The organism is Pseudomonas sp. GL_093 (assembly GCF_057837605.1).
Window position 1 is genome coordinate 6,890,381 of sequence record NZ_CM174448.1, and the last position, 23,564, is coordinate 6,913,944.

General features: G+C 59.4%; 24 protein-coding genes. 6 read left to right on the plus strand and 18 right to left on the minus strand.

Annotated elements, in window-relative coordinates; all coding sequences use genetic code 11:
* Positions 1–3 precede the first annotated feature (3 nt).
* The 14 genes from tagH to tssA all read right to left on the minus strand — a co-directional run bounded on the left by tagH (position 4) and on the right by tssA (position 14,466).
* On the minus strand, positions 4–1,200 hold the full coding sequence (gene tagH, locus AC3IUE_RS31860) for a type VI secretion system-associated FHA domain protein TagH (RefSeq protein ID WP_489264674.1): 1,197 nt from the start codon (positions 1,198–1,200) through the stop codon (positions 4–6).
* Positions 1,201–1,217: 17 nt separating this feature from the next.
* Entirely contained in the window at positions 1,218–1,358 is a 141-nt protein-coding gene (locus AC3IUE_RS31865) for a hypothetical protein (RefSeq protein ID WP_007894589.1), read from the minus strand.
* Positions 1,359–1,451: 93 nt separating this feature from the next.
* Positions 1,452–2,972, minus strand: a complete 1,521-nt coding sequence (locus tag AC3IUE_RS31870; protein WP_489264677.1) for a sigma-54 interaction domain-containing protein — start codon at positions 2,970–2,972, stop codon at positions 1,452–1,454.
* A 10-nt stretch (positions 2,973–2,982) separates the two neighbouring features.
* Positions 2,983–5,631 (minus strand): type VI secretion system ATPase TssH, encoded by a 2,649-nt coding sequence (tssH, locus tag AC3IUE_RS31875; RefSeq protein WP_489264679.1) that lies wholly within the window; start codon positions 5,629–5,631, stop codon positions 2,983–2,985.
* Positions 5,632–5,644: 13 nt separating this feature from the next.
* Positions 5,645–6,652, minus strand: a complete 1,008-nt coding sequence (gene tssG, locus AC3IUE_RS31880; RefSeq protein ID WP_489264681.1) for a type VI secretion system baseplate subunit TssG — start codon at positions 6,650–6,652, stop codon at positions 5,645–5,647.
* Positions 6,616–8,403, minus strand: coding sequence for a type VI secretion system baseplate subunit TssF (tssF, locus tag AC3IUE_RS31885; protein WP_489264683.1), 1,788 nt, complete (start codon positions 8,401–8,403; stop codon positions 6,616–6,618). The genes tssG and tssF overlap by 37 nt, the downstream gene beginning before the upstream one ends.
* 105 nt (positions 8,404–8,508) lie before the next feature.
* Positions 8,509–8,868, minus strand: a complete 360-nt coding sequence (locus AC3IUE_RS31890) for a hypothetical protein (RefSeq protein WP_489264685.1) — start codon at positions 8,866–8,868, stop codon at positions 8,509–8,511.
* A 1-nt stretch (position 8,869) separates the two neighbouring features.
* Positions 8,870–9,235, minus strand: coding sequence for a hypothetical protein (locus AC3IUE_RS31895; RefSeq protein WP_489264687.1), 366 nt, complete (start codon positions 9,233–9,235; stop codon positions 8,870–8,872).
* Positions 9,232–9,912, minus strand: coding sequence for a DUF6695 family protein (locus AC3IUE_RS31900; RefSeq protein ID WP_134420961.1), 681 nt, complete (start codon positions 9,910–9,912; stop codon positions 9,232–9,234). The genes AC3IUE_RS31895 and AC3IUE_RS31900 overlap by 4 nt, the downstream gene beginning before the upstream one ends.
* Position 9,913: 1 nt before the next feature.
* On the minus strand, positions 9,914–10,438 hold the full coding sequence (locus AC3IUE_RS31905; protein ID WP_489264690.1) for a PAAR domain-containing protein: 525 nt from the start codon (positions 10,436–10,438) through the stop codon (positions 9,914–9,916).
* 10 nt (positions 10,439–10,448) lie between these two features.
* Positions 10,449–10,856 (minus strand): type VI secretion system baseplate subunit TssE, encoded by a 408-nt coding sequence (gene tssE, locus AC3IUE_RS31910; protein WP_008150080.1) that lies wholly within the window; start codon positions 10,854–10,856, stop codon positions 10,449–10,451.
* A 13-nt stretch (positions 10,857–10,869) separates the two neighbouring features.
* Complete coding sequence (gene tssC / locus AC3IUE_RS31915) at positions 10,870–12,345, minus strand: type VI secretion system contractile sheath large subunit (RefSeq protein WP_046053879.1); 1,476 nt, start codon at positions 12,343–12,345, stop codon at positions 10,870–10,872.
* A 28-nt stretch (positions 12,346–12,373) separates the two neighbouring features.
* Positions 12,374–12,877 (minus strand): type VI secretion system contractile sheath small subunit, encoded by a 504-nt coding sequence (tssB, locus tag AC3IUE_RS31920; protein ID WP_046045012.1) that lies wholly within the window; start codon positions 12,875–12,877, stop codon positions 12,374–12,376.
* A gap of 32 nt (positions 12,878–12,909) precedes the next feature.
* On the minus strand, positions 12,910–14,466 hold the full coding sequence (gene tssA / locus AC3IUE_RS31925) for a type VI secretion system protein TssA (protein ID WP_462000248.1): 1,557 nt from the start codon (positions 14,464–14,466) through the stop codon (positions 12,910–12,912).
* Between the two features lie 904 nt (positions 14,467–15,370).
* On the opposite strand from tssA, the gene AC3IUE_RS31930 reads away from it, so the two are divergent.
* Positions 15,371–15,766 carry a DUF6124 family protein gene (locus AC3IUE_RS31930; protein WP_489264694.1) on the plus strand — a complete coding sequence of 132 codons (396 nt, stop codon included), beginning with the start codon at positions 15,371–15,373 and terminating at the stop codon, positions 15,764–15,766.
* Between the two features lie 89 nt (positions 15,767–15,855).
* Here the strand turns inward: AC3IUE_RS31930 and AC3IUE_RS31935 are convergent, their stop codons facing one another.
* The 3 genes from AC3IUE_RS31935 to AC3IUE_RS31945 form a co-directional block, all read right to left on the minus strand.
* Positions 15,856–16,131, minus strand: coding sequence for an HU family DNA-binding protein (locus AC3IUE_RS31935; RefSeq protein ID WP_003213368.1), 276 nt, complete (start codon positions 16,129–16,131; stop codon positions 15,856–15,858).
* Positions 16,132–16,323: 192 nt separating this feature from the next.
* A complete protein-coding gene (locus tag AC3IUE_RS31940) occupies positions 16,324–17,472 on the minus strand; it encodes an NAD(P)/FAD-dependent oxidoreductase (RefSeq protein ID WP_056738624.1) in 1,149 nt (382 codons plus the stop codon).
* A gap of 20 nt (positions 17,473–17,492) precedes the next feature.
* Complete coding sequence (locus AC3IUE_RS31945) at positions 17,493–17,663, minus strand: rubredoxin (RefSeq protein WP_046045006.1); 171 nt, start codon at positions 17,661–17,663, stop codon at positions 17,493–17,495.
* Between the two features lie 199 nt (positions 17,664–17,862).
* Between AC3IUE_RS31945 and AC3IUE_RS31950 the strand changes: the two genes are divergently transcribed.
* Together AC3IUE_RS31950 and ubiA are read left to right on the plus strand one after the other, a co-directional pair.
* Positions 17,863–18,426: a chorismate--pyruvate lyase family protein gene (locus AC3IUE_RS31950; protein ID WP_056738622.1), complete on the plus strand. Its 564-nt coding sequence runs from the start codon at positions 17,863–17,865 to the stop codon at positions 18,424–18,426.
* Positions 18,426–19,316, plus strand: coding sequence for a 4-hydroxybenzoate octaprenyltransferase (gene ubiA / locus AC3IUE_RS31955; RefSeq protein WP_056738620.1), 891 nt, complete (start codon positions 18,426–18,428; stop codon positions 19,314–19,316). Before AC3IUE_RS31950 ends, ubiA begins: the two co-directional genes overlap by 1 nt.
* Before the next feature lie 181 nt (positions 19,317–19,497).
* Here the strand turns inward: ubiA and AC3IUE_RS31960 are convergent, their stop codons facing one another.
* Positions 19,498–19,881, minus strand: coding sequence for a COG4315 family predicted lipoprotein (locus AC3IUE_RS31960; RefSeq protein WP_462000253.1), 384 nt, complete (start codon positions 19,879–19,881; stop codon positions 19,498–19,500).
* Positions 19,882–20,034: 153 nt separating this feature from the next.
* On the opposite strand from AC3IUE_RS31960, the gene phoB reads away from it, so the two are divergent.
* The 3 genes from phoB to AC3IUE_RS31975 all read left to right on the plus strand — a co-directional run bounded on the left by phoB (position 20,035) and on the right by AC3IUE_RS31975 (position 23,556).
* A complete protein-coding gene (phoB, locus tag AC3IUE_RS31965; protein ID WP_046045002.1) occupies positions 20,035–20,724 on the plus strand; it encodes a phosphate regulon transcriptional regulator PhoB in 690 nt (229 codons plus the stop codon).
* An 81-nt stretch (positions 20,725–20,805) separates the two neighbouring features.
* Complete coding sequence (phoR, locus tag AC3IUE_RS31970) at positions 20,806–22,092, plus strand: phosphate regulon sensor histidine kinase PhoR (RefSeq protein ID WP_236713220.1); 1,287 nt, start codon at positions 20,806–20,808, stop codon at positions 22,090–22,092.
* A 123-nt stretch (positions 22,093–22,215) separates the two neighbouring features.
* On the plus strand, positions 22,216–23,556 hold the full coding sequence (locus AC3IUE_RS31975; protein ID WP_033059291.1) for a hemolysin family protein: 1,341 nt from the start codon (positions 22,216–22,218) through the stop codon (positions 23,554–23,556).
* Positions 23,557–23,564: the final 8 nt, after the last annotated feature.

Below are 23,564 nucleotides of genomic sequence, written 5' to 3' on the forward strand. Positions count from 1 at the left end.
GCATCATCCTTGGTGGTCGGTGTGAAGGGTGGAAATCAGGCGGATCTGTTCTTCGTAGGCTTGAGCGAAGTCGCGGGCCAGCAGGCGCTCGCTCCAGTCATCGTCCTGACGCAGGGCCTGGTGATAACGACCGTAGGCTCTCCAGCGACTGCCGGAGGTGGCGAGCAACGGCTTGTTGTCGCGCTCGAAACGCAGGGTCAACTGCTGTGGCGAGAAGTGTTCCAGCGTGCCGCGAACAGCGGCGCGGCTGGCGGTCAGCAAGGCCACCTGATGCGCCTGCAAATCGCGGAACGCACGGGAGATTGCTTGCTCGGGCGGCAACTGACCCGGCTTGTTCGGCTGCAACAAAATGCCCAACGCTTCGCCGGCATCGACGGCAAATTTCAGCGGGTTCTTTTGGGTGCCTTGCACGGTGGTCTGGGCCAGACGCAGTTCGTTTTTCAGTTCGCTGCGGGTGCGCAGGCTCTGCTGCAAACCGCCAACGCTTTGCTTGAGCAGGCGTGCAGCGTTCAACGCCAGGGCTTCGCGAGCATCGTGGTCGAGGCCTTTGAGGTCCACGCCCAACGCGGCACCGAAATGCTCCCAGAAACCTTCACTCTGACGCTCGACCGCTTTGGGCGGTGGCGCGGGGGCGGGCTCTGCCGGGGCGTTGATCAGCTCCGGCACCATCAGGCTTTCCATGTCGATACGCGCATAGTCGGCGCGCTGACGGGTGTCTGAGAGGGTGGTGCTCGGGGAGATCAGCTCGTCGATTTCCGAGTACACACGCTCTTGCTGATCGAGGGCATTGAGCGGGTCGAGATCGAGAAACGCATCGTCCGGAATGATGCTGCCCGCTGCTTGCGGACGGCCTACTTCGACGTCGAAGGTCGCCGGGTCGCGCACCAGCCGCGCACGGATCTCGAAGTCACCCAGCACGTAGACACTACCGTGCTCGATGCGCATCGCTTCGCCCTTGCGCAGGCGCGCGCCGCTTTCGCTGTCCTGGATACCGTTGCTGCTGGTATCGGTCAGGAAAAACGTGCCTTCGCGGTAGCTGATCACCGCGTGGTGATTGGACAGGTGACGCTTGCGGTCCGGGATGATCCAGTCGCAATCCTCGCCCCGACCGATCACGCCACCGGCCTGTTTGAAGGTCTTCTGGCACAAATCCGTGGGCACGAACTGCTTGGTGTTGAGCATTTCGAAAACCAGTTCCATGGTGATACTCCTTGCGGTCACTTGCCGCGATTGACCGCCTGCGGATCACCCAATGGGCGATAGGTGTTGTCGTTGTATTTGTAATTGCCGCTACAGCCGCCGAGGCCGCATAGAACGACGAGGGTCAGCAGGACGGCTTGCCAGTGACGAACAGGCATCAGAGGGTCTCCAGGGGTAGACAAAGTACAAAGCGCCGACCCGTTTGGGCGGCGCTGTTAGAAGCGGATGAGGTGAAATCGACGGTCGTTTGCCTACCCATCGAAATCACCCAAATTGATATTCAGGCGCCCAAGGCGGTACAGCAGCGTGCGGCGCGGCAGCCCGAGTTCGCGGGCGGCGAGGGTCTGGTTGCCGTCGTTTTTGCGCAGGCAATCGAGCAACAGAGTGCGTTCGACCTGCTCCAGGCGTTCGCGCAAGTTCAGCCCGCTGCTGTCTTCCGGCATGGCTTCCATGCGCAGAGAGAAATGTTCGGCCAGTAACTCGCCGCCCTCGCACAGCAGCACCGCGCGTTCGACAAGGCCTTTGAGTTCACGCACGTTGCCGGGGAAGGCATAACCGGACAGGTGATCCAGCGCCGCATCGGACCAACTCACGGCGTCCCGTTGCAAGAACGAGCACGCCTTGTCGGCGAAGTGCCGGGCCAGGTCGAGGATGTCGCCTTCGCGCTGACGCAGGGCCGGCAACTCGATCGGGAATTGCGCGAGGCGGTAGTACAAGTCCTCGCGGAATTTGCCTTCGCTGACCAGCACCGACAAATCCCGGTGAGTCGCGGCGATGATGCGTACGTCGATCTTGTGGGTGTCGTTGGAGCCCAACGGGCGGATCTCGCCTTCCTGCAGAACCCGCAACAACTTGGCTTGCAGGGACAACGGCATGTCGCCGATTTCATCGAGCAGCAAGGTGCCGCCGTTGGCTGCATCGAACAGCCCGGCACGGTCGCGATCAGCACCGGTGAAGGCACCTTTGCGATAGCCGAACAATTCGCTTTCCAGCAGGTTCTCGGGGAACGCCGCGCAGTTCTGCACGATGAACGCCTGGGAACGGCGCGGGCCGCAATCGTGAATCGCCCGCGCCACCACTTCCTTGCCGGTGCCGGTTTCGCCGCGCAACAGCACGGTATACGGGCTGTGCAGGACTTTGCTGATCAGCGAATAGGTCTGGCGCATGGCCGAACTCTTGCCGATCAAACCGTAACCGCTGGCGCTCGGGACGCTGACCTTCGCCGGTCGTGCATCACCGGTTGGCTGACGCAGACGTTGCAGCAAATGCAGTTGGCCGAGCACGAACGAACCGAGTTGACCGAGGGAATCGGCAAAGCCTTGCAGGTCGACATGCCGGCGACTGGCGCACAGCAGCAAGCCTTCGACGGCTTTCTGCTGATTGACCAGCGGCACACACAACAGCGACTGCCAAGGCATGACCTGAGGCGGTAGGAAACTGGTTTCGTGCAGGCTGCCGCTCAACTCGCTGAGGCACACCACGCGGTTCTGGCACAGGGCGAATTGCAGCAGTTGTTCACCGTTGTAATCCGCCGGCAGGCTCGCCGCTTCCCGGGGTTGCAGGATGCCGTTGAGGCATTCGGCGTTCATCCCCAGACACGTGTGAGTCGCGTCCAGCAGGTACAGCTGCGTCAACTCACAACCGCTGAGCTCGGCCAACCCGCGCACGAAGTCACCCAGCAGCGCAGCACCGTCCGCCGCGCGCGACAGGCTGGCGAACTGCGCCAGCAAGGCTTCGGCATAGACCAGCGGTTGCGGCACTAGAGTGAACATCACACCCACCTCAGGCGAACTCGCACGTCACGCTGGCGTTGCCGTCTAGCGTCGCGTGGACACGCTTGAGGCTTTCGCCCGTGGCCATCGCATCGAGCAAGCGGTCAGCCACCAGCGGCAGCACGTGCAGGTCCAGCAGATGGTCGATCAGACGTGCGCCGCTGTCGCTTTGGGTGCAACGTTCGGCCAGGTGATCGACGAGGTCTTGCGAGTAAGTGAAATCCAACTGACGACGGTTCAGGCGCTCGCCCAAACGACCGAGTTTGATTTCGATCAGCTCGCGCAGCACCGGGCCACCGACCGGGTAGTAAGGCACCACACGCATGCGCGCCAGCAACGCCGGTTTGAAGTGTTTGCTCAGCACCGGGCGGATGGTTTCTTCAAGGACTTCGGCCGACGGTCGTGCGCCGTTTTCACAGAGCTCGGCGATGCGGTCGCTGCCCAGGTTCGAAGTCATCAGGATCAGCGTGTTGCGAAAATCGATCTCGCGCCCTTCGCCATCGTTGGCCACGCCTTTGTCGAAGATTTGGTAGAACAGGTTCAGCACGTCCGGATCAGCCTTTTCGACTTCGTCGAGCAGCACCACCGAGTACGGCTTCTGGCGCACGGCTTCGGTGAGCATGCCGCCCTCGCCGTAACCGACGTAGCCCGGCGGCGCGCCGATCAGGCGCGAGACGGTGTGTTTCTCCTGGAACTCGGACATGTTGATGGTGGTGATGAAACGATCACCGCCGTACAGCAAGTCCGCCAGGGCCAGCGCGGTTTCGGTCTTGCCGACGCCGCTCGGGCCGACCAGCAGAAACACGCCGACCGGTGCATCGGGTTTGTTCAGGCCGGCAGCGGTGGCGCGCATCGAGCGGTCCAGTGCGTGAACGGCTTGTTCCTGACCACGGATGCGCGTGCGCAAATCGGTGGCGAAGCTCGCGACCTTGGCGTTGTGCTCGCGGGCCAGTTGGGCCAATGGCACGCCGGTCCAGGCGCTGATCACTTCGGCCACCAGACGCGGGCAGACTTCGAAGCTCACCAGACGTTCTTTGACCTGAAGCTCGGTCAGTGCTTTGTGGGTTTCGTTGAGCGCGGCTTCCAGGGTTTCAACGCTTTGCGCTTCGTCCACCGGCAGCGTTTCGATCACGGTGCCTTCGGCGTCTTCTTCAACCGTGACAGTAGGCTCGACGGCGGCAGCTTCGCGGGCCTTGGCCAGTTGCTGACGCAGGTCCAGCAGGCGCTCGGCCAGTTCCTTCTGTTCGGTCCACAGCGCTTCGAGGGCGACCCTTTCATCTTCGGCTTCGGCCAGGCGATCTTCCAAAGCGTCCAGCGCTTCGTGATCGATCAGCAGACCGGCCTCGGCATCACGGCGCAGGGCCTGACGCTGACGACCGCCTTCAGCCAGTTCGCCACGCAAGCGTTCGAGGCTTTCCGGCGCGGCGGCGAGGCTGATGCGTACGCGGGCGCACGCAGTGTCGAGTACGTCGACGGCTTTGTCCGGCAGCTGACGACCCGCGAGATAGCGAGCAGACAACTCAGCCGCCGCAACTACGGCGTCATCGCGCAGGTAGATACCGTGGCTCTTCTCGTAAACCTGAGCCAGGCCACGCAGGATAGTCACCGCTTCGCTGACGGTCGGTTCGTGCAGTTGCACCGGCTGGAAACGACGGGCCAGCGCCGGGTCTTTTTCGAAGTACTTCTTGTACTCCGCCCAAGTGGTGGCGGCGATGGTGCGCAACTCGCCACGGGCCAATGCTGGCTTGAGCAGGTTGGCCGCGTCGGAGCCACCGGCATTGCCGCCCGCGCCGATCAGCGTGTGAGCTTCGTCGATGAACAGGATGATTGGTTTCGGCGAGGCTTTGACTTCGTCGATCACGCCTTTGAGGCGACGCTCGAATTCACCTTTGACGCTGGCGCCTGCCTGCAACAGGCCCATGTCCAGCGACAGCAACTCAACGCCTTTCAAGACTTGCGGCACTTCACCGGCGGCGATGCGTGAGGCCAGGCCTTCGACGATGGCGGTTTTGCCGACGCCGGCTTCACCGACCACGATCGGGTTGTTCTTGCGGCGACGGGCGAGGATGTCGACCATCTGCCGGATCGCGCCATCGCGGCACAACACCGGGTCGAGTTTGCCGTCGCGGGCCTGTTGAGTCAGGTTGTGGGTGAAGCGCTGCAGCAGCGATTCGCCCGGCACGGCAGGTTTGCCGGTGGCCGGTTGTTCTTTCTGCGACAGGGCGAATTCTTTCAGACGCTCGATGTTCAGTTTGGCCAGCAATGATTGGTAGCGGCTGCCCGCGTAGCGCATCGGGTTGCGCAACAGCGCGAGGATCAACGCGGCTTGCTCGACCTGGCTTTGGCCCAATTCAAGGTTGGCCACCAGCAACGCGTCTTGCAGCCACTGCACCAGTTCCGGGGCGAACACCGGGTTGCGCGAAGCGCTGTGCTCGACCCGCGATTGCAACGCGGCGCTCAGCTCACCGGCATCCACTTCGGCGTCTTGCAGCGCGCGTGCGAGCAAGCCTTGCGGGCGCTCCAGCAAGCCCAGCAGCAAGTCTTCGACGAGGATCTTGCTGCCGCCACGGGCGACGCAGCGTTCGGCTGAACTTTCCAGGTCACGACGGGTTTCGGCGTCCAGCGCCTGGATAAGTTGTTGCAGGTCTACGTTGATCATTGGTCATCTGTCCTTAATGAATTTTGCTGCCCAGGGTCACCACGCCGTCCGCTTTTTCGCGGCCGAGCCAACTGGTCCATCCCAGGCGACAGGCGTTCTGCTCACCGATGCGCAGTTCGCGGATTTCTTCCTGGCGCAGCACCAGGCGAATGTCGTAATCGAGCGGGTCACGCAGGGTGAACCGCACCAGCGCGCAGAGCGGCTGGTAGCCGAAACCGATCGGCAGGAATTCATGGAAGCGTTGCCAGTCGAGTTCGCGGATGTGAATGCGGAATTTGCCGCTGCGATCGCGCACGTGTTCGCCCAGCACCAGGTCTTCGCCGAGCAGGCTGTTGGCGCGGCCCAAGCGATTGCGCTGCTCGTCGAGGATTTCGACACGACGCTCGATGCACTGCTCGATAGTCAGTTCGGCGTGCTTGAAGTAGTAACGCAGCACCGCTTCGATCAGCGCCGCCGAGTGCGCCCGCAAGCTGAGCAAGCCGAGGTACGGCAGCAGGCGTTTCCAGTTCAGTTCGCCGGCCTTGCGAATCTCTTCGCCACCCAGGCCAATCAACGCAAACAATTGCGAAGAGAACGGGTCGAGCGCGCCGCTCTCGAAGCTTGCGCGGTAGCGGTATTTTTTCCAGATCGGCAGCATCAGCCGTTGCAGGCGATGGTGGAACAGGTCGAGAAAGTTGCGGGTCGGGTTGCCGTCTTCGCTATCGCCCAGGGCCTGTTCGCCGTAGAACGCCGGCAGTGGCGAACCGGAACCGACCAGGCCGATCAGGTTGAAACGAAGGCGCGCGCGCAGGTGGCCGTGCTCGGTGAAAAACTCCACGCGATCAACGTCACTGCCGGGAAAACCCAGGCTCGGGTTGGCCTGGAATTCCAGTTGATCGTACAAATCGTCCTGGCTCAGGTGCGGGTGGGCCTCACGCAGCCGGTCAACCACCAGCAGCACGGCCTGAAACAGCGAGTACTCGCGTATTCCTCGGGTCAGTCCGCTTAAAGAAGCGGCTGAAGGCCCATACGTGGTGTCCATTGGTACACCTCTCCCTGTGTGCTTTTTACCCGCAGCTCGTGGTACGAATTGAGACTGGCGTAAAGCGCGAAAAACTCGTTAAGAACCGAAGCGAAAACGAAGAGGTCGCCCTCGCCGATATACCCTTCCGGGTCGATGGTCAGCTCGGTGCGCAACCCGCGTACCGGCAACCCTCGGTGCAAGCGGTCGACGTGTTGGTGCTTGATCGACTTGAGCCCGCCCAGCAGACGCTTGCTGACTTTTTCAGCGTGCTGGTCGTAGTAGCGCGGCAGGTCGTAGGTTTCGAGAATCACCTTCAACGCATTGACGTCGGCCAGCGACAGATAGTTAAGCGACATATTGCTGATCAGCTTCCAGAGGAAGTCACGGTTCAGCGGCGGCGCATAACTGGGCGTGGCCGGGGTGATGTTGCGGAAACTGAGGAACTCCGGCGTCTCTTCGCAGGCCATGCAGATGTCGCCGAGCTTGAGCTTGCGCGGCAGGTTCTGGTTGGTGCACATCAGCTCGATAGACAGGGTTTCGTGGGCTTCGGTGTGGCGAATGCCGAAGCTCAGATACGTGTCGAGGCCGTCGTGCAACGAGGACGAACGCTGACGGATGCTGTAGTGCGGACGGCTGTTGGGCACGTCAAAACTCGGGTCGTGCTCGAACGATTCGAACGGCACGTACTCCTGATAACCGAGGCCGCCGGGCTTCCAGCCGGTCACGGTTTCCACCGAGAACACACCGCAGTTTTCCAGGTCGTATTCGGCCGGCAGCAGCAGGTATTCATCTTGTTTGCCGTCGAGGCGGATCGGCAGTGCGTCGTGCTTGAACAGGTTGACGATCGGCGTGCAATAGAGCTTCACGTTGTCCAGCGTCGGACGCATCCGCATGATGCCGCTCTTGCGAATGTCGAAGCGCAATTCCAGCCCGCGCATCTGCTTGAGCGTGTCTTCCGGCAGGGCCTTGAGCAGGTCCAGACCGTTGATATCGACGAACAGGAATTTGTCCTGGAAGGCGAAATATTCCTGCAGGTAGCGGTAGCCACGGAAGGTGTTCAGCGGATACGGGATCAACGCCTCTTCTTCGGCAAAACCCACCGGTTGCACACGGTCGCCGGGCATCTTGAAGGCCATTGGCGTCCCGTTGACGCCGTTGATGGGCTTGCCGGCGCCGTCCAGCGGGATCAGTTCGATGCCTTCCAGGTTGCGCAACAGGCTCAGGTAAAGCATCTGGCTGATGTAGCGCTCACCGGCGAAGTGCAGACGCAGACGGCTCAGTTCCAGTTCACCGAGGTGACCGTCAGCGCTCATCTCCAGACGCAGGCTCAACAGCGAACCGTCGCCCTTCACCGAGTAATTCAGCGCGGCCAGATCCAGCGGCAAAACTTCGGTCGGGTAGCAGGTACGGAAACGGCAACGCACGTCATCGATCGGCACACTCTCGACCGGCGTGTCGCGCTCGACCATCAACGCAGGTCCCGATCGCTTCAACGGATCGAACTGCAAAATGCTGAATGCCGGCAGCGGGCGCATGTAGTTGGGCCACAGCAGGTGCATCAGCGAGTGGCTGAGCTCCGGCAACTCGTCGTCGAGCTTTTGGCGCAGGCGGCCGGTCAGGAACGCAAAGCCTTCCAGCAACCGCTCCACGTCCGGATCCCGCCCGGCCTGACCCAGGAAAGGCGCCAACGCCGGGCTACGCTCGGCGAATCGACGACCTAACTGGCGAAGTGCGGTGAGTTCGCTTTGGTAGTAGTGGTTAAACGACACGGGTTACCTGCCTGGTATTGAATCTCATGAATAAAACGTCCTGTAGAGCGCGGCCGCCAGACCGGAAACTCGCCTCATACTTTTTGGAAGTCCTGTGCCACATCATTAAAAAATCTCACTAAACACCCAGTGATTGAAGCTATAAAGCGCAACGACACCCACAACCGAAATAACTAAAGGAGACATCCCACGCTGAAAACTTTTTGATCTGACAAAAGCCACAATCGCCTTTACCAAATAATAAAATGCGAACACCATCATCGGAACATAAAGCGTCGTGCAAAAAACAAACAAATAGCCATACATATCGATTGTTTTTGAAGAGCCAAAAAAACCGAAACCAACCGTCCATTTGCTTTTGGGGTCGGTGAACGAAAAAAGCAATAAAATAGCCGACATTAAAAAATAAAGAATATTCGGGGTAGTCCCCTTTTTCGTTAGACCAAGGAAAGCACATGCTGTCATGTTACTTCACCAACACGGGGTTCAACTTCAATGCAGTTTCGTCTTGCAAGTAAACTTCATCACCTCCGTCGTAACCCATAAAATCTTCGTTAGAAAGCTGTCCTCCTTCCTTTTTCACATGTGTCACCCAGCCTTTGGACCAGATATCTCCGCTTTCATGGCGTATTTCGACGTAGTAGTTTGGTGGACTCGATTTGGTAATCTCAAAGAAAGAGCCACCGTCTTCCGCCCCGCTCCAAAAAGCATTTGGATGATCTTTCAATACAGGCCCCTTTCCGTCATCGCGCTCCAGCAGAGCAAACACCGCCACTACGAGCAGAAAAAAAATAATAGCGAGTGAAATGGCCAGTCTCTTCAGAGTCTTCATTCGTCTATTTCCAATTTGTCATCGGCGAAACTGTATTCAAGGTCAATTTCAGACAATTGAAACTGTGTCATGTATAGAGTTGGCGCCACTGTTCGAGAACGAAAAGGAGCAGAAAACCCCACGCTCTCCGCCAACTCCGCGGCGAAAGTTACGCAATTATGATTTCCTAGATCGTACGCTTTCCGAGTCTTGTCACTGTTTTCAGCGAACTTTCCGTCTAGCCATACTAGAGCGTTCGCATAAACGGCTCCTCTCAGCACGACACCTTTAATATTTCCTGATTGGCCGTGACCTATGGAGATCTGCCTAAGTGTTTTTTTCAATGATGATTCAGTAATATGCCCGGCCACAATTTTTACGTTGGGGATGCTACCTTTTTGTACTCGCCCAGCCGGACCGGGCCCTTTATATCGACCGTACTCATAGTATTTGGATTCACCCGTCTTGCCATTAATCAGCAAAACACCGGCATGCCCCAGCAAGGGAGCTTTGGGAAACTCGATTTTGATTTTTTGACCAAACCAAGTGTCCTTATAGTCATCCAGTACATGGATTTGGAATTGGGGGAAAACCAAAGGAATGAGAAAGTCGTTATCCGCAGCCAAGTAAACCTGAATAGGTGAAACATCGGCGGCAGGTGTAGTGGCAACAGTTGCCACCTGGACGGCTTGCGGCATCTCACTCCCCTTTTAGCAGCCAGTTCGGTTTAACCGAGAACTGGACGTTTTGTGATTGAGCTTTTTTGCCGAGTGCTTTCGAAAATCCGGCCGCATCGGTCTTACCGTGAACCTCTGTGCCATCTTCAAGCGTGGCGATGTACGAGACATTCTTGAGCGGCGTTCCAGATGCTTGATCCATCAATTGAACTCGAACGTCGAACCCAAAAATGTTCAGAGGCAACGGCGCCACAAACGGCACCGGCGAATGCGAATTCCCGATAATCACCGTCCCGGAACCCGCCGTAACCTTGTTGCCATGGGTCCCGACAGAATCCACAGTCGCCGCCGGTTTACCGTTAATCAAAACGGTCGTCGCCAACCCGCCCGACATCGCACCACCACACGCCGAGGCATCGCCTTGGCGGGCGGCCGCGAGGCCGTCGAAGAAGACGTCGCCGGAACCGGCGGCGATCGGGTTGGTGCCGTGACCGGGAAGCGGGCAAGCGGTGGGGTCGGATACGCGGGCTGCGGGTTTGCCGGACATCGGAGTCTCCTTAGTTGACCTTCACTTGACCGCTGCCATCCAGGCGCGCGGCGAAACTGACCTGACGCTTGAAACCATCAACTTCCAGCAAGCCTTCGATGCTGAAGGACAGGCGAAGCTGATCGTGATCACGCGGCAGGGAAATGACACGCACATTGCTCAGGCGTGGCTCGTAGGCTTCGATGAAATTTTCGATGGCCAGACGGGCCTGACTCAGGGAGTCGTGCAGGCTCAGACGCATGTCATTGAGATCGGGTAGCCCGTAATCGGACAGCGTTTGCACGCTGCCCGCACGGGTGCTGAGCATCTTGGCCAGATGGGCAGCCACGGACGCCATGGCGGAGACCTCGCGGCTCCAGCCGACGCGTTTGTCCGCGTCGCCACCCAGGCGTTCGAAAAGGCTGCCGTATCCAGTCATGAGTTAGCTCCGCTTACTCTTTGTCCAGCTTGCCAACCAGCGACAGGGTGAAATCGGCACCCATGTACTTGAAGTGCGGGCGCACGTTCAGGCTGACGCGGTACCAGCCAGGCTCGCCTTCAACATCGCTGACGATGATCTGGGCAGCGCGCAGTGGACGACGGCCACGGACTTCGGCACTTGGGTTTTCCTGGTCGGCCACGTACTGGCGGATCCACTTGTTCAGTTCCAGCTCGAGGTCGGTGCGCTCTTTCCACGAACCGAGTTGCTCGCGCTGCAGCACTTTCAAGTAGTGAGCCAGGCGGTTGACGATCATCATGTACGGCAGTTGGGTGCCGAGCTTGTAGTTCAGCTCTGCTGCCTTGCCTTCTGCGCTGATGCCGAAGAACTTCGGCTTCTGCACCGAGCTGGCGGAGAAGAACGCCGCGTTGTCGGAGCCTTTGCGCATGGTCAGGGAGATGAAGCCTTCCTCGGCCAGTTCGTATTCACGACGGTCGCTAACCAGAACCTCGGTAGGAATCTTGGTTTCGATTTCGCCCATGCTTTCGAAATGGTGCAACGGCAGGTCTTCAACCGCGCCACCGCTCTGTGGGCCGATAATGTTCGGGCACCAGCGGAATTTGGCGAAGCTGTCGGTCAGCTTGGTGCCGAACGCGTAGGCGGTGTTGCCCCACAGGTAGTGCTCGTGGCTGTTGGCGACGGTTTCTTTGTACACGAACGATTTGACCGGGTTTTCTTCCGGATCGTACGGGTTACGCAGCAGGAAACGCGGCACGGTCAGGCCAACGTAACGGGAGTCTTCCGACTGGCGGAAGCTCTGCCATTTGGCGAATTGCGGGCCTTCGAAGTGATCTTTCAGATCCTTCAGGTCCGGCAGACCGGTGAAGCTTTCCAGGCCGAAGAATTTCGGGCCGGCCGCGGCAATGAACGGCGCGTGGGACATGCAGGCAACGCTGGACACGTACTGCATCAGTTTCACGTCCGGCGAGCTTGGGGACATGAAGTAGTTAGCGATGATCGCGCCAACCGGCTGACCACCGAACTGACCGTATTCAGCGGTGTAGATGTGCTTGTACAGGCCCGACTGCATCACTTCCGGCGAATCTTCGAAGTCGTCCAGCAGGTCGTCCTTGGAGACGTTGAGGATTTCGATCTTGATGTTTTCGCGGAAGTTGGTGCGGTCGACCAGCAACTGCAGACCACGCCACGACGACTCCAGGGACTGGAACGCCGGGTGGTGCAGAATTTCGTCCATCTGACGGCTGAGCTTGGCGTCGATCTCGGCGATCATGCGGTCAACCATGGCCTTCTTGACTGGCTCACCGTTGTTCTGCGGCTTGAGCAGCTCTTCGATGAAGGCCGACACACCACGCTTGGCGATGTCGTAGGCTTCGTCGTCCGGCGTCAGGCGGGTTTCGGCGATGATGCTGTCGAGAATGCTGTATTCGCCGTTCTCTTTGCTCTTTTGCTGTGCTGCGCTAGTGCTCATTGTGTTGGCTTCCTTGGCTGATGGAGACTCAGGCGTCCTGGGCTGCGGCGTTCAAGCCCAGCTCACCCAGTACACGACCGCGGGATTCGTCGTCGGCGAGCACGCCTTCGATGGCTTTGCGGAACGCAGGCGCGTTACCCAGCGGACCTTTGAGGGCCACCAGCGCGTCGCGCAGTTCCATCAGTTTTTTCAGCTCAGGCACTTGCTCGACCAGGCTGGCCGGGTTGAAGTCCTTCATCGAGTTGACGCGCAGTTTCACGGCCAATTCTTCAGTGTCGCCTTCTTCCTGAAGACGGTTCGGTACGCTCAACGTCAGCTGCAGCTCTTGTTTGGCCAGCACTTCGTCGAAGGTCATCTTGTCGATGCTGATCGGCTTGCGATCTTCGACTTTACGTTCGTCCTTGCGGTGGGTGTAGTCACCGATTGCCAGTAGTTTCAACGGCAGTTCAATCTCTTCCTGAGCACCACCGGTGGCAGGTTTGAAAGTGACGTTGATGCGTTCCTTGGGGGCTACCGAGCCTTCTTTGGCCATGGCTATTCTCCTTGCGGTTGTGGCCCGGGGGCCTATTCGAGTACCACTTCGAGATCGAGGTGGCACAGCCTGCGATAAATCTCTTCCTTGCGTTCACGTACGGCATGGTTCTGCGGTAACAACTCGCAGCAGCTATGCAGTAAATGCAGCACTTCCAGCGCAAGATCGGGCTCCCAGGCGTTCAGGCCTGAGTCCTGTAATGTTTGGTCCAGGGTTTCGAGTTGGGTCCTGGCCAGTTCGTATTTCTTGGCCATGAAGCACAACCGCGCGAGGGCGAACTGCCAGAAGAACCGGACGCGTCCGCCTTGGGCGCTTTGCAGGCCTTGCTTGAGGATCTGCACGGCGGCCTTGAGGCCGTCCTTGCGCAGGATCGGCAAGACTTCTTCCAGGGCCAGTTCCCAGGCCGGCTGGCTGTCAGCGACTTCGACCTTGCGCGGCGCACTGGCGCTTTGCAGGTGCGGCATGACGTGGGCGCTGACCCAGGCGCGGGTGGCCGGATCGGCAAACGGGGCGCCATCATGGAATCGCAATTCGATGATGCCGGGCAGGCGCTGAATCAAAAGCGCGAAGTGGATTTCCACTTCGCGCATAGCCATCTCGGCGTTGAGCCCCTGGAGGCACTCCCAAACCATTCGCTGGCCATCGAACCAGAACGGCGCCTTCGCCAGGCTCGCCTCCAATTCCACCAGCAGGTCAGCGTATTTGGCCTGGTCGTAACGGTCCTGGTAGGCCTTGAGCTTGTCGGCTGGCAACCCGCGCAGAACGGTGATCTGCTCAGCGTTGCGCTCGGGCACCGCGTCGATGGGCAACCACAACAGTGTGCGATTGAGGCGCAACGCGCGCAGGTCGGTGGCTTTCTGCTTGAGCCACCAGGCACACAACGGCCGCGCGCTTTCCTGCTGGGCGCGCAGGGCTTTATGGGCTTCTTTTTCGTTGTCGATGGGTGCGCCGGGGGTGAACAGTTGCGTGGCGGCTTGTTTGACCTGAGCCACCGCTGCGCCGACGACGCCAGGTTCCGGCTGATTGTCGGCGGCACGCTGGACCATGTTCTTCAGGCGGCGGGAGATCGGCAGCAGCAACGGCGCATCGTCGCCCAAGTGCTCGGTGCAAGCGGCATCGAGACCTTCAAGGTGTTCGACCAGCCGCCGGAACATCGGCAACTGCTCTTTGATTGCGACGTTTTCGGTCAGTACCTGCTCAAGACGCGGTACCAACCAACTGATGGCAGCGGAGCGGGTGCGGGCCTTGTTCGGGTGGACTTCGGCCCAGTGGCTTTCGCACAGGTAGTGCAGCAAACCGAGGCCGGCCAGCAGCCCCTGGAAGGATTCGCGCTGGTACAGGGCCCAAGTCAGCCAGGCACCAACCCGCAAGTCCTTGGACTGGGTGCGCAGTAGGTTTTCACTGTTTTCGCGGATTTTCAGCCAGTCGATCTGACCGCTTTCGTGCATGGATTGGGCTTTGCCCAGCTCGCTTTCCAGCGCCTCATATTCGCTCGAAAAGCGAACGTCCTCGCCCGCGAAATTCTCTTTGGAAACAGAGGCTTTTGCGAGTTCGAGGTAATGAGCGGAAAGTTTGCTTGAGTAGGACATCCATGGCCTTTAATTAGGATTACAGTCATACGTCTATTGGAATTCCAACGACGCGAGACAGAATCAAAGAGCTGCGATGAGTCTCATCCAATTGAGTTCGTGCTCTTTCAAGTGCGCGCATCGTACTCACGATGATGGCCACTAGCAAGCATCTGGTTAAACAACAAGACGAAGTGTCTCTATTGCCCGTAGGAGATCTCCTTATATATTGCAAGGGATTCCCTGATATCAGTTTAATGTTTCCTCACCCAGCGTATCGATCGGAAAGCACCGGCTTAGAGCCATCGCTGTCAATCACCCGTGGTCGCTGCCGATTGAATCGCTGCCACGCGTCTGAATCATGACCAAAATAAAAATTATTAAATGTAGGAGGCTTCCGAAAGTCGCTGTCATCTTTCAACAAAATGGGAGCGACAACAGCCCGAATAAAAAGTGCCATCATAATGATGGCAGCCCATACAAAAAACAAAGTTCCACAATGGAACTTTCGGTATCGCGGAAATTTCATACCGGATTTAAGGAGTACCTACATTTACGATGATTAAACACCGCTCGATCGCGTTTGTTTAAAACACTTCAAGGTTACTTCCTGAGAGCTACAACACCTTGCGCCGTTGCCTACGGCTACGCCAGAATCCGCCGGCTTGTGCGCCTTGGGGGCGGTCGGTAACTTGGTTCCTGTCACTGCCCATCAGTGATCGGGTTTAGTCGCTCGCTGGTAATTGAAGATGCATGAGCATCCGTCAGACAGGTATTCGTACCTGAGTTTGATGGTGGCTGTGCGTAGGGCACCTTCGGGTGCGCCGGCTTCTTCAATTCCCCGGTCCGACTAACCTGCGTACAGCTGCCACCCCTTCGTTTAGTCGGCGAAGTGTTGTCAGCATCATTCAAGGAATTGAAGATCATGTTCAAGGTAACTCCAAATCCGCCGGACACAGATCCGGTCTCTCCCTACGAAAGCCCCGATTCAAACAAACTCAACGAAGCCGCCGAGCGCGCCCTCAACCATCACTTCCCGCCAGCCGACCCCAAACCACCAAAACGCAACGGCCAGCTCTTCAGCGTCTGCTCGGGCATCCACCCTGAAACCCTTCTCGCCAATGCCTCGGAAGATTTGCTGTCCATCAGCGCCATCGCCGCCAACCTCGCCGACGATGTGGACGGTTCCCGCCGCTCCGTAGCCCTGGCGCTCAGCCGCATGGCCGACGGCGTGCATTTGTTGGTGGAGCGAACGCTGGATTATCTGGATGAGCCGGAGATGGCGGCGATTTTCGCCAAGCAACAAAGCCGCGTCATTTAATCCGCCACCCATAAAAAAATGGGCACCCAACCATGTTGGCGTGCCCATTTTTTATCCCGCTCACCCGCTACGCGGGAAGTCGGTGCGTGTTACGGATTAACGCTGTCTTTCAACGATTTGCCTGGCTTGAACGCAACGGTGTTGCTGGCCTTGATTTTGACGGGCTCACCGGTTTGCGGGTTTTTGCCGGTGCGGGCACCGCGGTGGCGTTGCAGGAAGGTACCGAAGCCCACCAGCGTAACGCTGTCCTTGCGGTGCAGAGCGCCGGTGATTTCTTCGAGAACGGCGTTGAGAACGCGGTTGGCCTGCTCTTTGGTGAGGTCTGCTTTTTCAGCAATTGCAGCGGCGAGTTCTGGTTTACGCATTAGTGAAGCCCCTTTGACGGTTTTTTGTTGTTATGTCCGTGCTGTTCTCGTTGGAACAGCGCCCAAAGCGCCGCAGATGCTCTACTCTGCGGCAGACGGGAGTGAGGATGGCACGCAGCGAAGAGCCGCGCCAGTCTCGGCGCGACCTTTGTATGGGCAAAAGAGGGGTGATTCCGACAGAACGACCGGTATTTACGCCAGCAGTGCCGGAAGCTCTTTGTTCAGGGCCAGTTTTTCCATCACCGCCGCGCCTGTCAGGGCATAACCCAGCAGTTTGCCGCTGGCATCGCGGCACAATACCTTGATGTCCGCGCCCTGCCCTTCGACTGTCCAGACGCCCTCCAAACCCCGTGGTGGCGGTGAAACCACCAAGGGGCAGACCGGCGTTTTAACGGTGATGGGCATCGGGCCATAACTCACCGCCGTCGTGTTTCCGGCGAGGGTCTGGGCCAGCGCTCTCGCACAGCTCATGAGGGGCATCACGTACAACAGATTCAGCCCATCGACTTCGGCGCAGTCGCCCAAGGCATAGATATTGGCGTGGGAAGTTTTCAGGTGGCGATCGACCACCACGCCGCGATTGACCTGCACACCGGCCGCCGCCGCCAGGTCGATGCGCGGACGCAGGCCAATGGCCGACACCACCACATCGCAAGGGATCACCTGGCCATCGGACAGATGCGCTTCCAGTCCGTCAGCAACGCGCTGCAAGCGATTGAGCACCGGCCCGAGGTGGAAGCGTGCGCCCAGGCTTTCCAGCCCGGCCTGGACCGCAGCGGCCGCCGCCGGGTGCAGCAAGGTCGGCATCACCTGCTCGCACGGTGCAACCAGTTGCACCTCGTAGCCGCCGAGGATCAGGTCGTTGGCGAACTCGCAGCCGATCAGACCGGCGCCGAGCAGCAACACCCGACGCTTGCCCGCCGCCGCTGCGCGAAAACGCGCGTAATCTTCCAGATCGTTGATCGGGAAAACGGCGTCAGCTGCGTCGCCTTCGATCGGCACTCGTACGGTTTCTGCGCCCCAGGCGAGGATCAGGTCACGATAAAACACCGCTTCCTCACCGATCCACAAGCGCTTGTGGCCCGGGTCGATGCCGCTGATGCGCGTGTGCGTACGCACTTCGGCCTTCAACTGCTCGGCCATGGTGCCGGGTTCGGCCATGCTCAGGCCGTCGGCGTCTTTGTTTTTGCCGAAGCCGGTGGAGAGCATCGGCTTGGAGTAGGAGCGTCCGTCATCGGCAGTAATCAGCAGCAGCGGGGTTTCGCCATCGAGTTTGCGAAACTCCCGGGCCAGGTTGTAGCCAGCCAGCCCGGTGCCGACGATCACGACAGGTGCGTTCATTCCTTACTCCTCTAATTGTTTTAAGCAGCGATTTCGATCATTTCGAAATCCATTTTGCCCACGCCGCAGTCCGGGCACAGCCAGTCTTCCGGCACGTCTTGCCACAGTGTGCCCGGCGCAATGCCGTCGTCCGGCCAGCCTTCGGCTTCGTTATAGATCAGGCCACAGACCACACATTGCCACTTTTTCATTGGGTTCATCCTCAAGATTCAGGCTTTTGCCGGCGCGAACGGTCGATGATTGGAGCGCTGCCGTCCGGCTCAGCGCGTTTTGTACTGATCGGGCCCGGCAGATGCAAGCCTGTTCGACGCAATGGCCGGCCGGATCAATCAAAATCACAGGCTGACATGGTAAGCTCGCCGCCTCATTTGCTGCCAATAATGACTCACTGTGCCGCACTCAAAATCCCCTGCAGCGCCCCCGCTTTGGCTCCCTCGAAGCCAACTGACGCCCCTCCCCGACACGTCTACCCTTGACTGGCTGTTCGATGAAGGCTCTTTGACCCGACGGCTGATCCGTTTGTCGAATGACGGCTTCAGCGTCACGCCTCTCTTCGAAGGCTGGCAACCGCTGCGCGCCGACGAATGTGCCGCGCTGGACCTGGCCGAAGGCAGCGAAGGCTGGGTTCGCGAGGTGTATCTGCGCGGCCACGGCGAAGCCTGGGTATTTGCGCGCAGCGTGGCAGCGCGCAGTGCATTGCAGGGCGACGGATTGCACATGGACGAATTGGGCAGCCGCTCCCTTGGCGAATTGCTGTTTTGCGATCAGGCGTTCCAACGGCGCGCCATTCAGGTTTGTCACTATCCTCAGGAGTGGCTGCCGATGGAGTCCCGGGCACCTGAACTGTGGGGCCGCCGTTCGCGTTTCGACCGCGGCGCCTTGAGCGTGCTGGTGGCCGAAATTTTCTTGCCGACCTTGTGGAACGCTACCCGCGCCCATCCGGAGAACTGCTGATGTATCAGAGCCTGCTCAAGTCCCTGAATCGCTTGAATCCACGGGCCTGGGATTTCATTCAGCTGACCCGCATGGACAAACCGATCGGCATTTATCTGCTGCTGTGGCCGACGCTGTGGGCATTGTGGATTGCCGGCAAGGGGTCGCCTTCCTTGGCCAACATCGTGATTTTCGTCCTGGGCGTGGTGCTGACCCGCGCCGGCGGCTGCGTGATCAATGACTGGGCGGATCGCAAGGTCGACGGCCACGTGAAACGCACCGAACAGCGGCCATTGGTGAGCGGCAAGATCAGCTCCAAAGAAGCGCTGGTGTTCTTCGCGCTGCTGATGGGCGTGAGTTTCCTGCTGGTGTTGTGCACCAATGCGGCCACGGTCTGGCTGTCGTTCGGTGGCTTGGCGCTGGCCTTCACTTACCCGTTCATGAAGCGCTACACCTATTACCCGCAAGTGGTGCTGGGCGCGGCGTTCTCCTGGGGTATGCCAATGGCGTTCACCGCCGAAACCGGTGAACTGCCGGCGGCGGCGTGGTTGCTGTGGATCGCGAACCTGCTGTGGACGGTGGGCTACGACACCTACTACGCCATGACCGACCGCGACGACGACTTGAAGATCGGGGTGAAATCCACGGCGATTCTGTTTGGCGAGGCGGATCGGGTGATCATCCTGACGCTGCAAGGGTTGGCGTTGGGTTGCCTGCTGCTGGCCGGGTCGAAATTCGAGCTCGGTGGCTGGTTCCACCTCGGGTTGCTGGCGGCGGCGGGCTGTTTTGCGTGGGAGTTCTGGTACACCCGCGGCAAGGACCGGATGCGTTGCTTCAAGGCGTTTCTGCACAACCATTGGGCCGGGTTGGCGATTTTTGTCGGGATTGTGCTGGATTACGCGCTGCGTTGACTGACACGCTTTATGTAGCAGCTGCCGAAGGCTGCGTCCGGCTGCGCAGCAGTCGTAAATCCTGAGCCCGCAGTTCATCAGAGATACCGCGTGAGCAGGCTTTACGACTGCTGCGCAGCCGGACGCAGGCTGCGTCAGCTGCTACAGGGCTACAACTCTGCGGCAGCCTTAAGCGAATCGCTTACTTATGCTCGCGCATGACGTGCCAGACGTCCTTCATATTGTCGCCTGCCATGTCACCGGGTTTTTTGTCCTTCATGAACGTGTAAAGCGGCTTGCCGTCATAGGCCCACTGCATCTTACCGTCGTCACGCTTGATCGTGCTCCACTTGCCTTCGGGCTTGGCGCCCGCCGGCGCCATCATTGGCGGCCAGTATTCAGCGCACTCGCCGTTGCACATCGACTTAGCGCCAGAGTCCTTGTCGTATGTGTACACCGTCATGCCCTTATGATCGACCATCATCCCGTCTTTCATCATCGCCGGGTCGGCGGCGAAGGCCAGTGTCGGCAGCGTTAGCGCAGCCGTGACCAGCAGCGCCTTCCAGGTTTGAGCAATGTGTTTCATGGAAACCTTCCTTTTGTGGTTGTCAGGATTCGGAATTAGAGCTTAGTTCAGGATCATGACAATCGCCGGGCGACTAAAATACTGTCACACGACTGCAATAATTCCGTTATCTAATGCGGCGCAAGACAGTTAAATGACAAGAGGATTAAAGGCATGGTTGGCAGGAGCATTCTGATCGTCGACGACGAAGCGCCCATTCGCGAAATGATCGCCGTTGCGTTGGAAATGGCCGGCTATGACTGCATGGAGGCTGAGAACTCGCAGCAGGCCCACGCCATCATTGTCGACCGCAAGCCGGACCTGATCCTGCTCGACTGGATGCTGCCCGGCACGTCCGGCATCGAGCTGGCCCGACGCCTCAAGCGCGATGAGCTGACCGGGGACATCCCGATCATCATGCTCACCGCCAAGGGTGAAGAGGACAACAAGATCCAGGGCCTGGAAGTCGGCGCCGATGACTACATCACCAAACCCTTTTCACCACGAGAGCTGGTCGCGCGCCTGAAAGCCGTGCTGCGCCGTGCCGGTCCTACCGATGGCGAGACGCCGATCGAAGTCGGCGGCCTGCTGCTGGACCCGATCAGCCACCGCGTGACCATCGACGGCAAACCCGCCGAGATGGGCCCGACCGAATACCGCCTGCTGCAATTCTTCATGACCCACCAGGAACGTGCCTACACCCGTGGCCAGTTGCTGGACCAGGTCTGGGGCGGCAACGTCTATGTTGAAGAGCGCACCGTCGACGTGCACATCCGCCGCCTGCGCAAAGCCCTCGGTGATGCTTACGAAAATCTGGTACAAACCGTGCGCGGCACCGGCTATCGGTTCTCCACCAAGGCCTGATCCGGACCTTTCCCGCCCGACAAGCTGACAAGGACGCGCGTTCAAGTGAACCAAAACTGGCATGGCACCCTGATCCGCCACATGCTTTTGCTGGTGACCGGTTGCCTGGTGATCGGCCTGATTACCGGCTACTACGGCTGGAGCCTCGCCGCGGGCCTGGGCCTTTACCTGGCCTGGACGCTCAAGCAACTGCTGCGTCTGCACGAATGGTTGCGCCTGCACAAACCCGATGAGGCACCGCCCGATGGCTATGGCCTGTGGGGCGAAGTGTTCGACAGCATCTACCACCTGCAACGTCGCGACCAACGTGTGCGTGGGCGCCTGCAAGCAGTGATCGATCGGGTCCAGGAGTCGACTGCCGCGCTGAAAGACGCAGTGATCATGCTCGACAGCGACGGCAACCTCGAATGGTGGAACCGCGCCGCCGAAACCCTGCTCGGCCTCAAGACCCCGCAAGACAGTGGCCAGCCGGTGACCAACCTCGTCCGCCATCCGCGCTTCAAGGAATACTTCGAGCAGAACAGCTACGCCGAGCCGCTGGAAATCCCGTCACCGATCAATGATCGCCTGCGCATTCAGCTGTACATCACCCGCTACGGCAACAACGAACACTTGATGCTGGTGCGCGACGTGACGCGTATCCATCAACTGGAACAGATGCGCAAAGACTTCATCGCCAACGTCTCCCATGAACTGCGCACGCCGCTGACGGTGATTTGCGGCTACCTGGAGACCCTGCTCGACAACGTCGAGGACGTGAACCCGCGCTGGTCCCGTGCCTTGCAGCAGATGCAGCAGCAAGGTGGGCGCATGCAGACCTTGCTCAACGACTTGCTGCTGTTGGCCAAACTGGAAGCCACCGATTACCCGTCGGACAACCAGCCGGTGGCCATCGACGGCTTGCTGCAATCGATCAAGAGCGACGCTCAGCAACTGTCCGCCCAGCGCAATCAGAAGATCACCCTGGAAGCCGATCCGACAATTCTGCTCAAGGGCAGCGAAGCCGAGTTGCGCAGCGCGTTTTCCAATCTGGTGTTCAACGCGGTGAAATACACACCGGCCGAAGGCAATATCCGCATCCGCTGGTGGGGTGATGAGCAAGGCGCACACCTGAGCGTGCAGGATTCCGGCATCGGCATCGATAGCAAACACTTGCCGCGCCTGACCGAACGCTTCTACCGCGTCGATTCCAGCCGCAACTCCAACACCGGCGGTACGGGGCTCGGCCTGGCGATCGTCAAACACGTGCTGCTGCGCCACCGCGCGCGGATGGAAATCAGCAGCGTGCCGGGCCATGGCAGCACCTTTACCTGCCATTTTGCGCCGGCCCAGGTCACCAAATCCCGGGTCATCAGCGCCACCGACTGATACCGGCCGGCACGCGCCACTAGGCAATCGCCCGGTCAGCCGCTACATTGGCTGACTTGCGCCTGCCCTTCAGGCGCACTTTTTTCTTTCCTTTCGAATACACGGAAACCGCAAAACTCCATCATGGACCCTTCCCCTGGCTTGACCCTCGCGACACTCTTCGCCGATTTCGGCATGATTCTTTTTGCTCTGATCCTGGTTTTGCTCAACGGTTTTTTCGTTGCGGCGGAATTTGCCATGGTCAAACTGCGCTCGACCCGTGTAGAGGCCATCGCTGATAAAAACGGCTGGCGCGGACACATCCTGCGCACCGTTCACAGTCAGCTCGATGCGTACCTCTCGGCGTGCCAATTGGGTATCACCCTCGCCTCCCTCGGCCTCGGCTGGGTCGGTGAGCCGGCGTTCGCGCACATCCTCGAGCCGATCCTTGAAGCCGTCGGCGTGCAATCGGCCGAAGTGATCAAAGGCGTGTCGTTCTTCGCTGCGTTCTTCGTCATCTCGTACCTGCACATCGTGGTCGGTGAGCTGGCCCCGAAATCCTGGGCCATCCGCAAACCCGAGCTGCTATCGCTCTGGACCGCCGTGCCGCTGTACCTGTTTTACTGGGCGATGTACCCGGCGATTTACCTGCTCAACGCCAGCGCCAACACGATCCTGCGGATCGCCGGCCAAGGTGAACCCGGCCCTCATCACGAGCACCATTACAGCCGTGAAGAACTGAAATTGATCCTGCACTCCAGCCGTGGCCAGGACCCGAGCGACCAAGGCATGCGTGTTTTGGCTTCCGCCGTGGAAATGGGCGAGCTGGAAGTGGTCGACTGGGCCAACTCCCGGGAAGACCTGGTGACGCTGGAGTTCAACGCGCCGCTGAAGGAAATCCTGGCGATGTTCCGTCGCCACAAGTTCAGCCGTTATCCGGTGTACGACAGCGATCGTCAGGAGTTCGTCGGCCTGCTGCACATCAAGGATTTGCTGCTGGAACTGGCAGCCCTGGACCACATTCCCGAGTCGTTCAACCTCGCCGAACTGACCCGGCCGCTGGAGCGGGTTTCGCGCCATATGCCGCTGTCGCAGTTGTTGGAGCAATTCCGCAAAGGCGGCTCGCACTTCGCCCTGGTCGAAGAAGCCGATGGCAACATCATCGGCTACCTGACCATGGAAGACGTGCTGGAAGTACTGGTCGGCGACATTCAGGACGAACACCGCAAGGCTGAGCGCGGGATCCTCGCGTACCAGCCGGGCAAGCTGCTGGTGCGCGGCGACACGCCGCTGTTCAAGGTCGAGCGCCTGCTGGGCATCGATCTGGACCACATCGAAGCCGAAACCCTCGCCGGGCTGGTCTACGAAACCCTGAAACGGGTGCCGGAAGAGGAAGAAGTGCTGGAAGTCGAGGGCTTGCGGATCATCATCAAGAAGATGAAAGGGCCGAAGATCATTCTGGCCAAGGTGTTGATGCTCGATTGATACGCTGA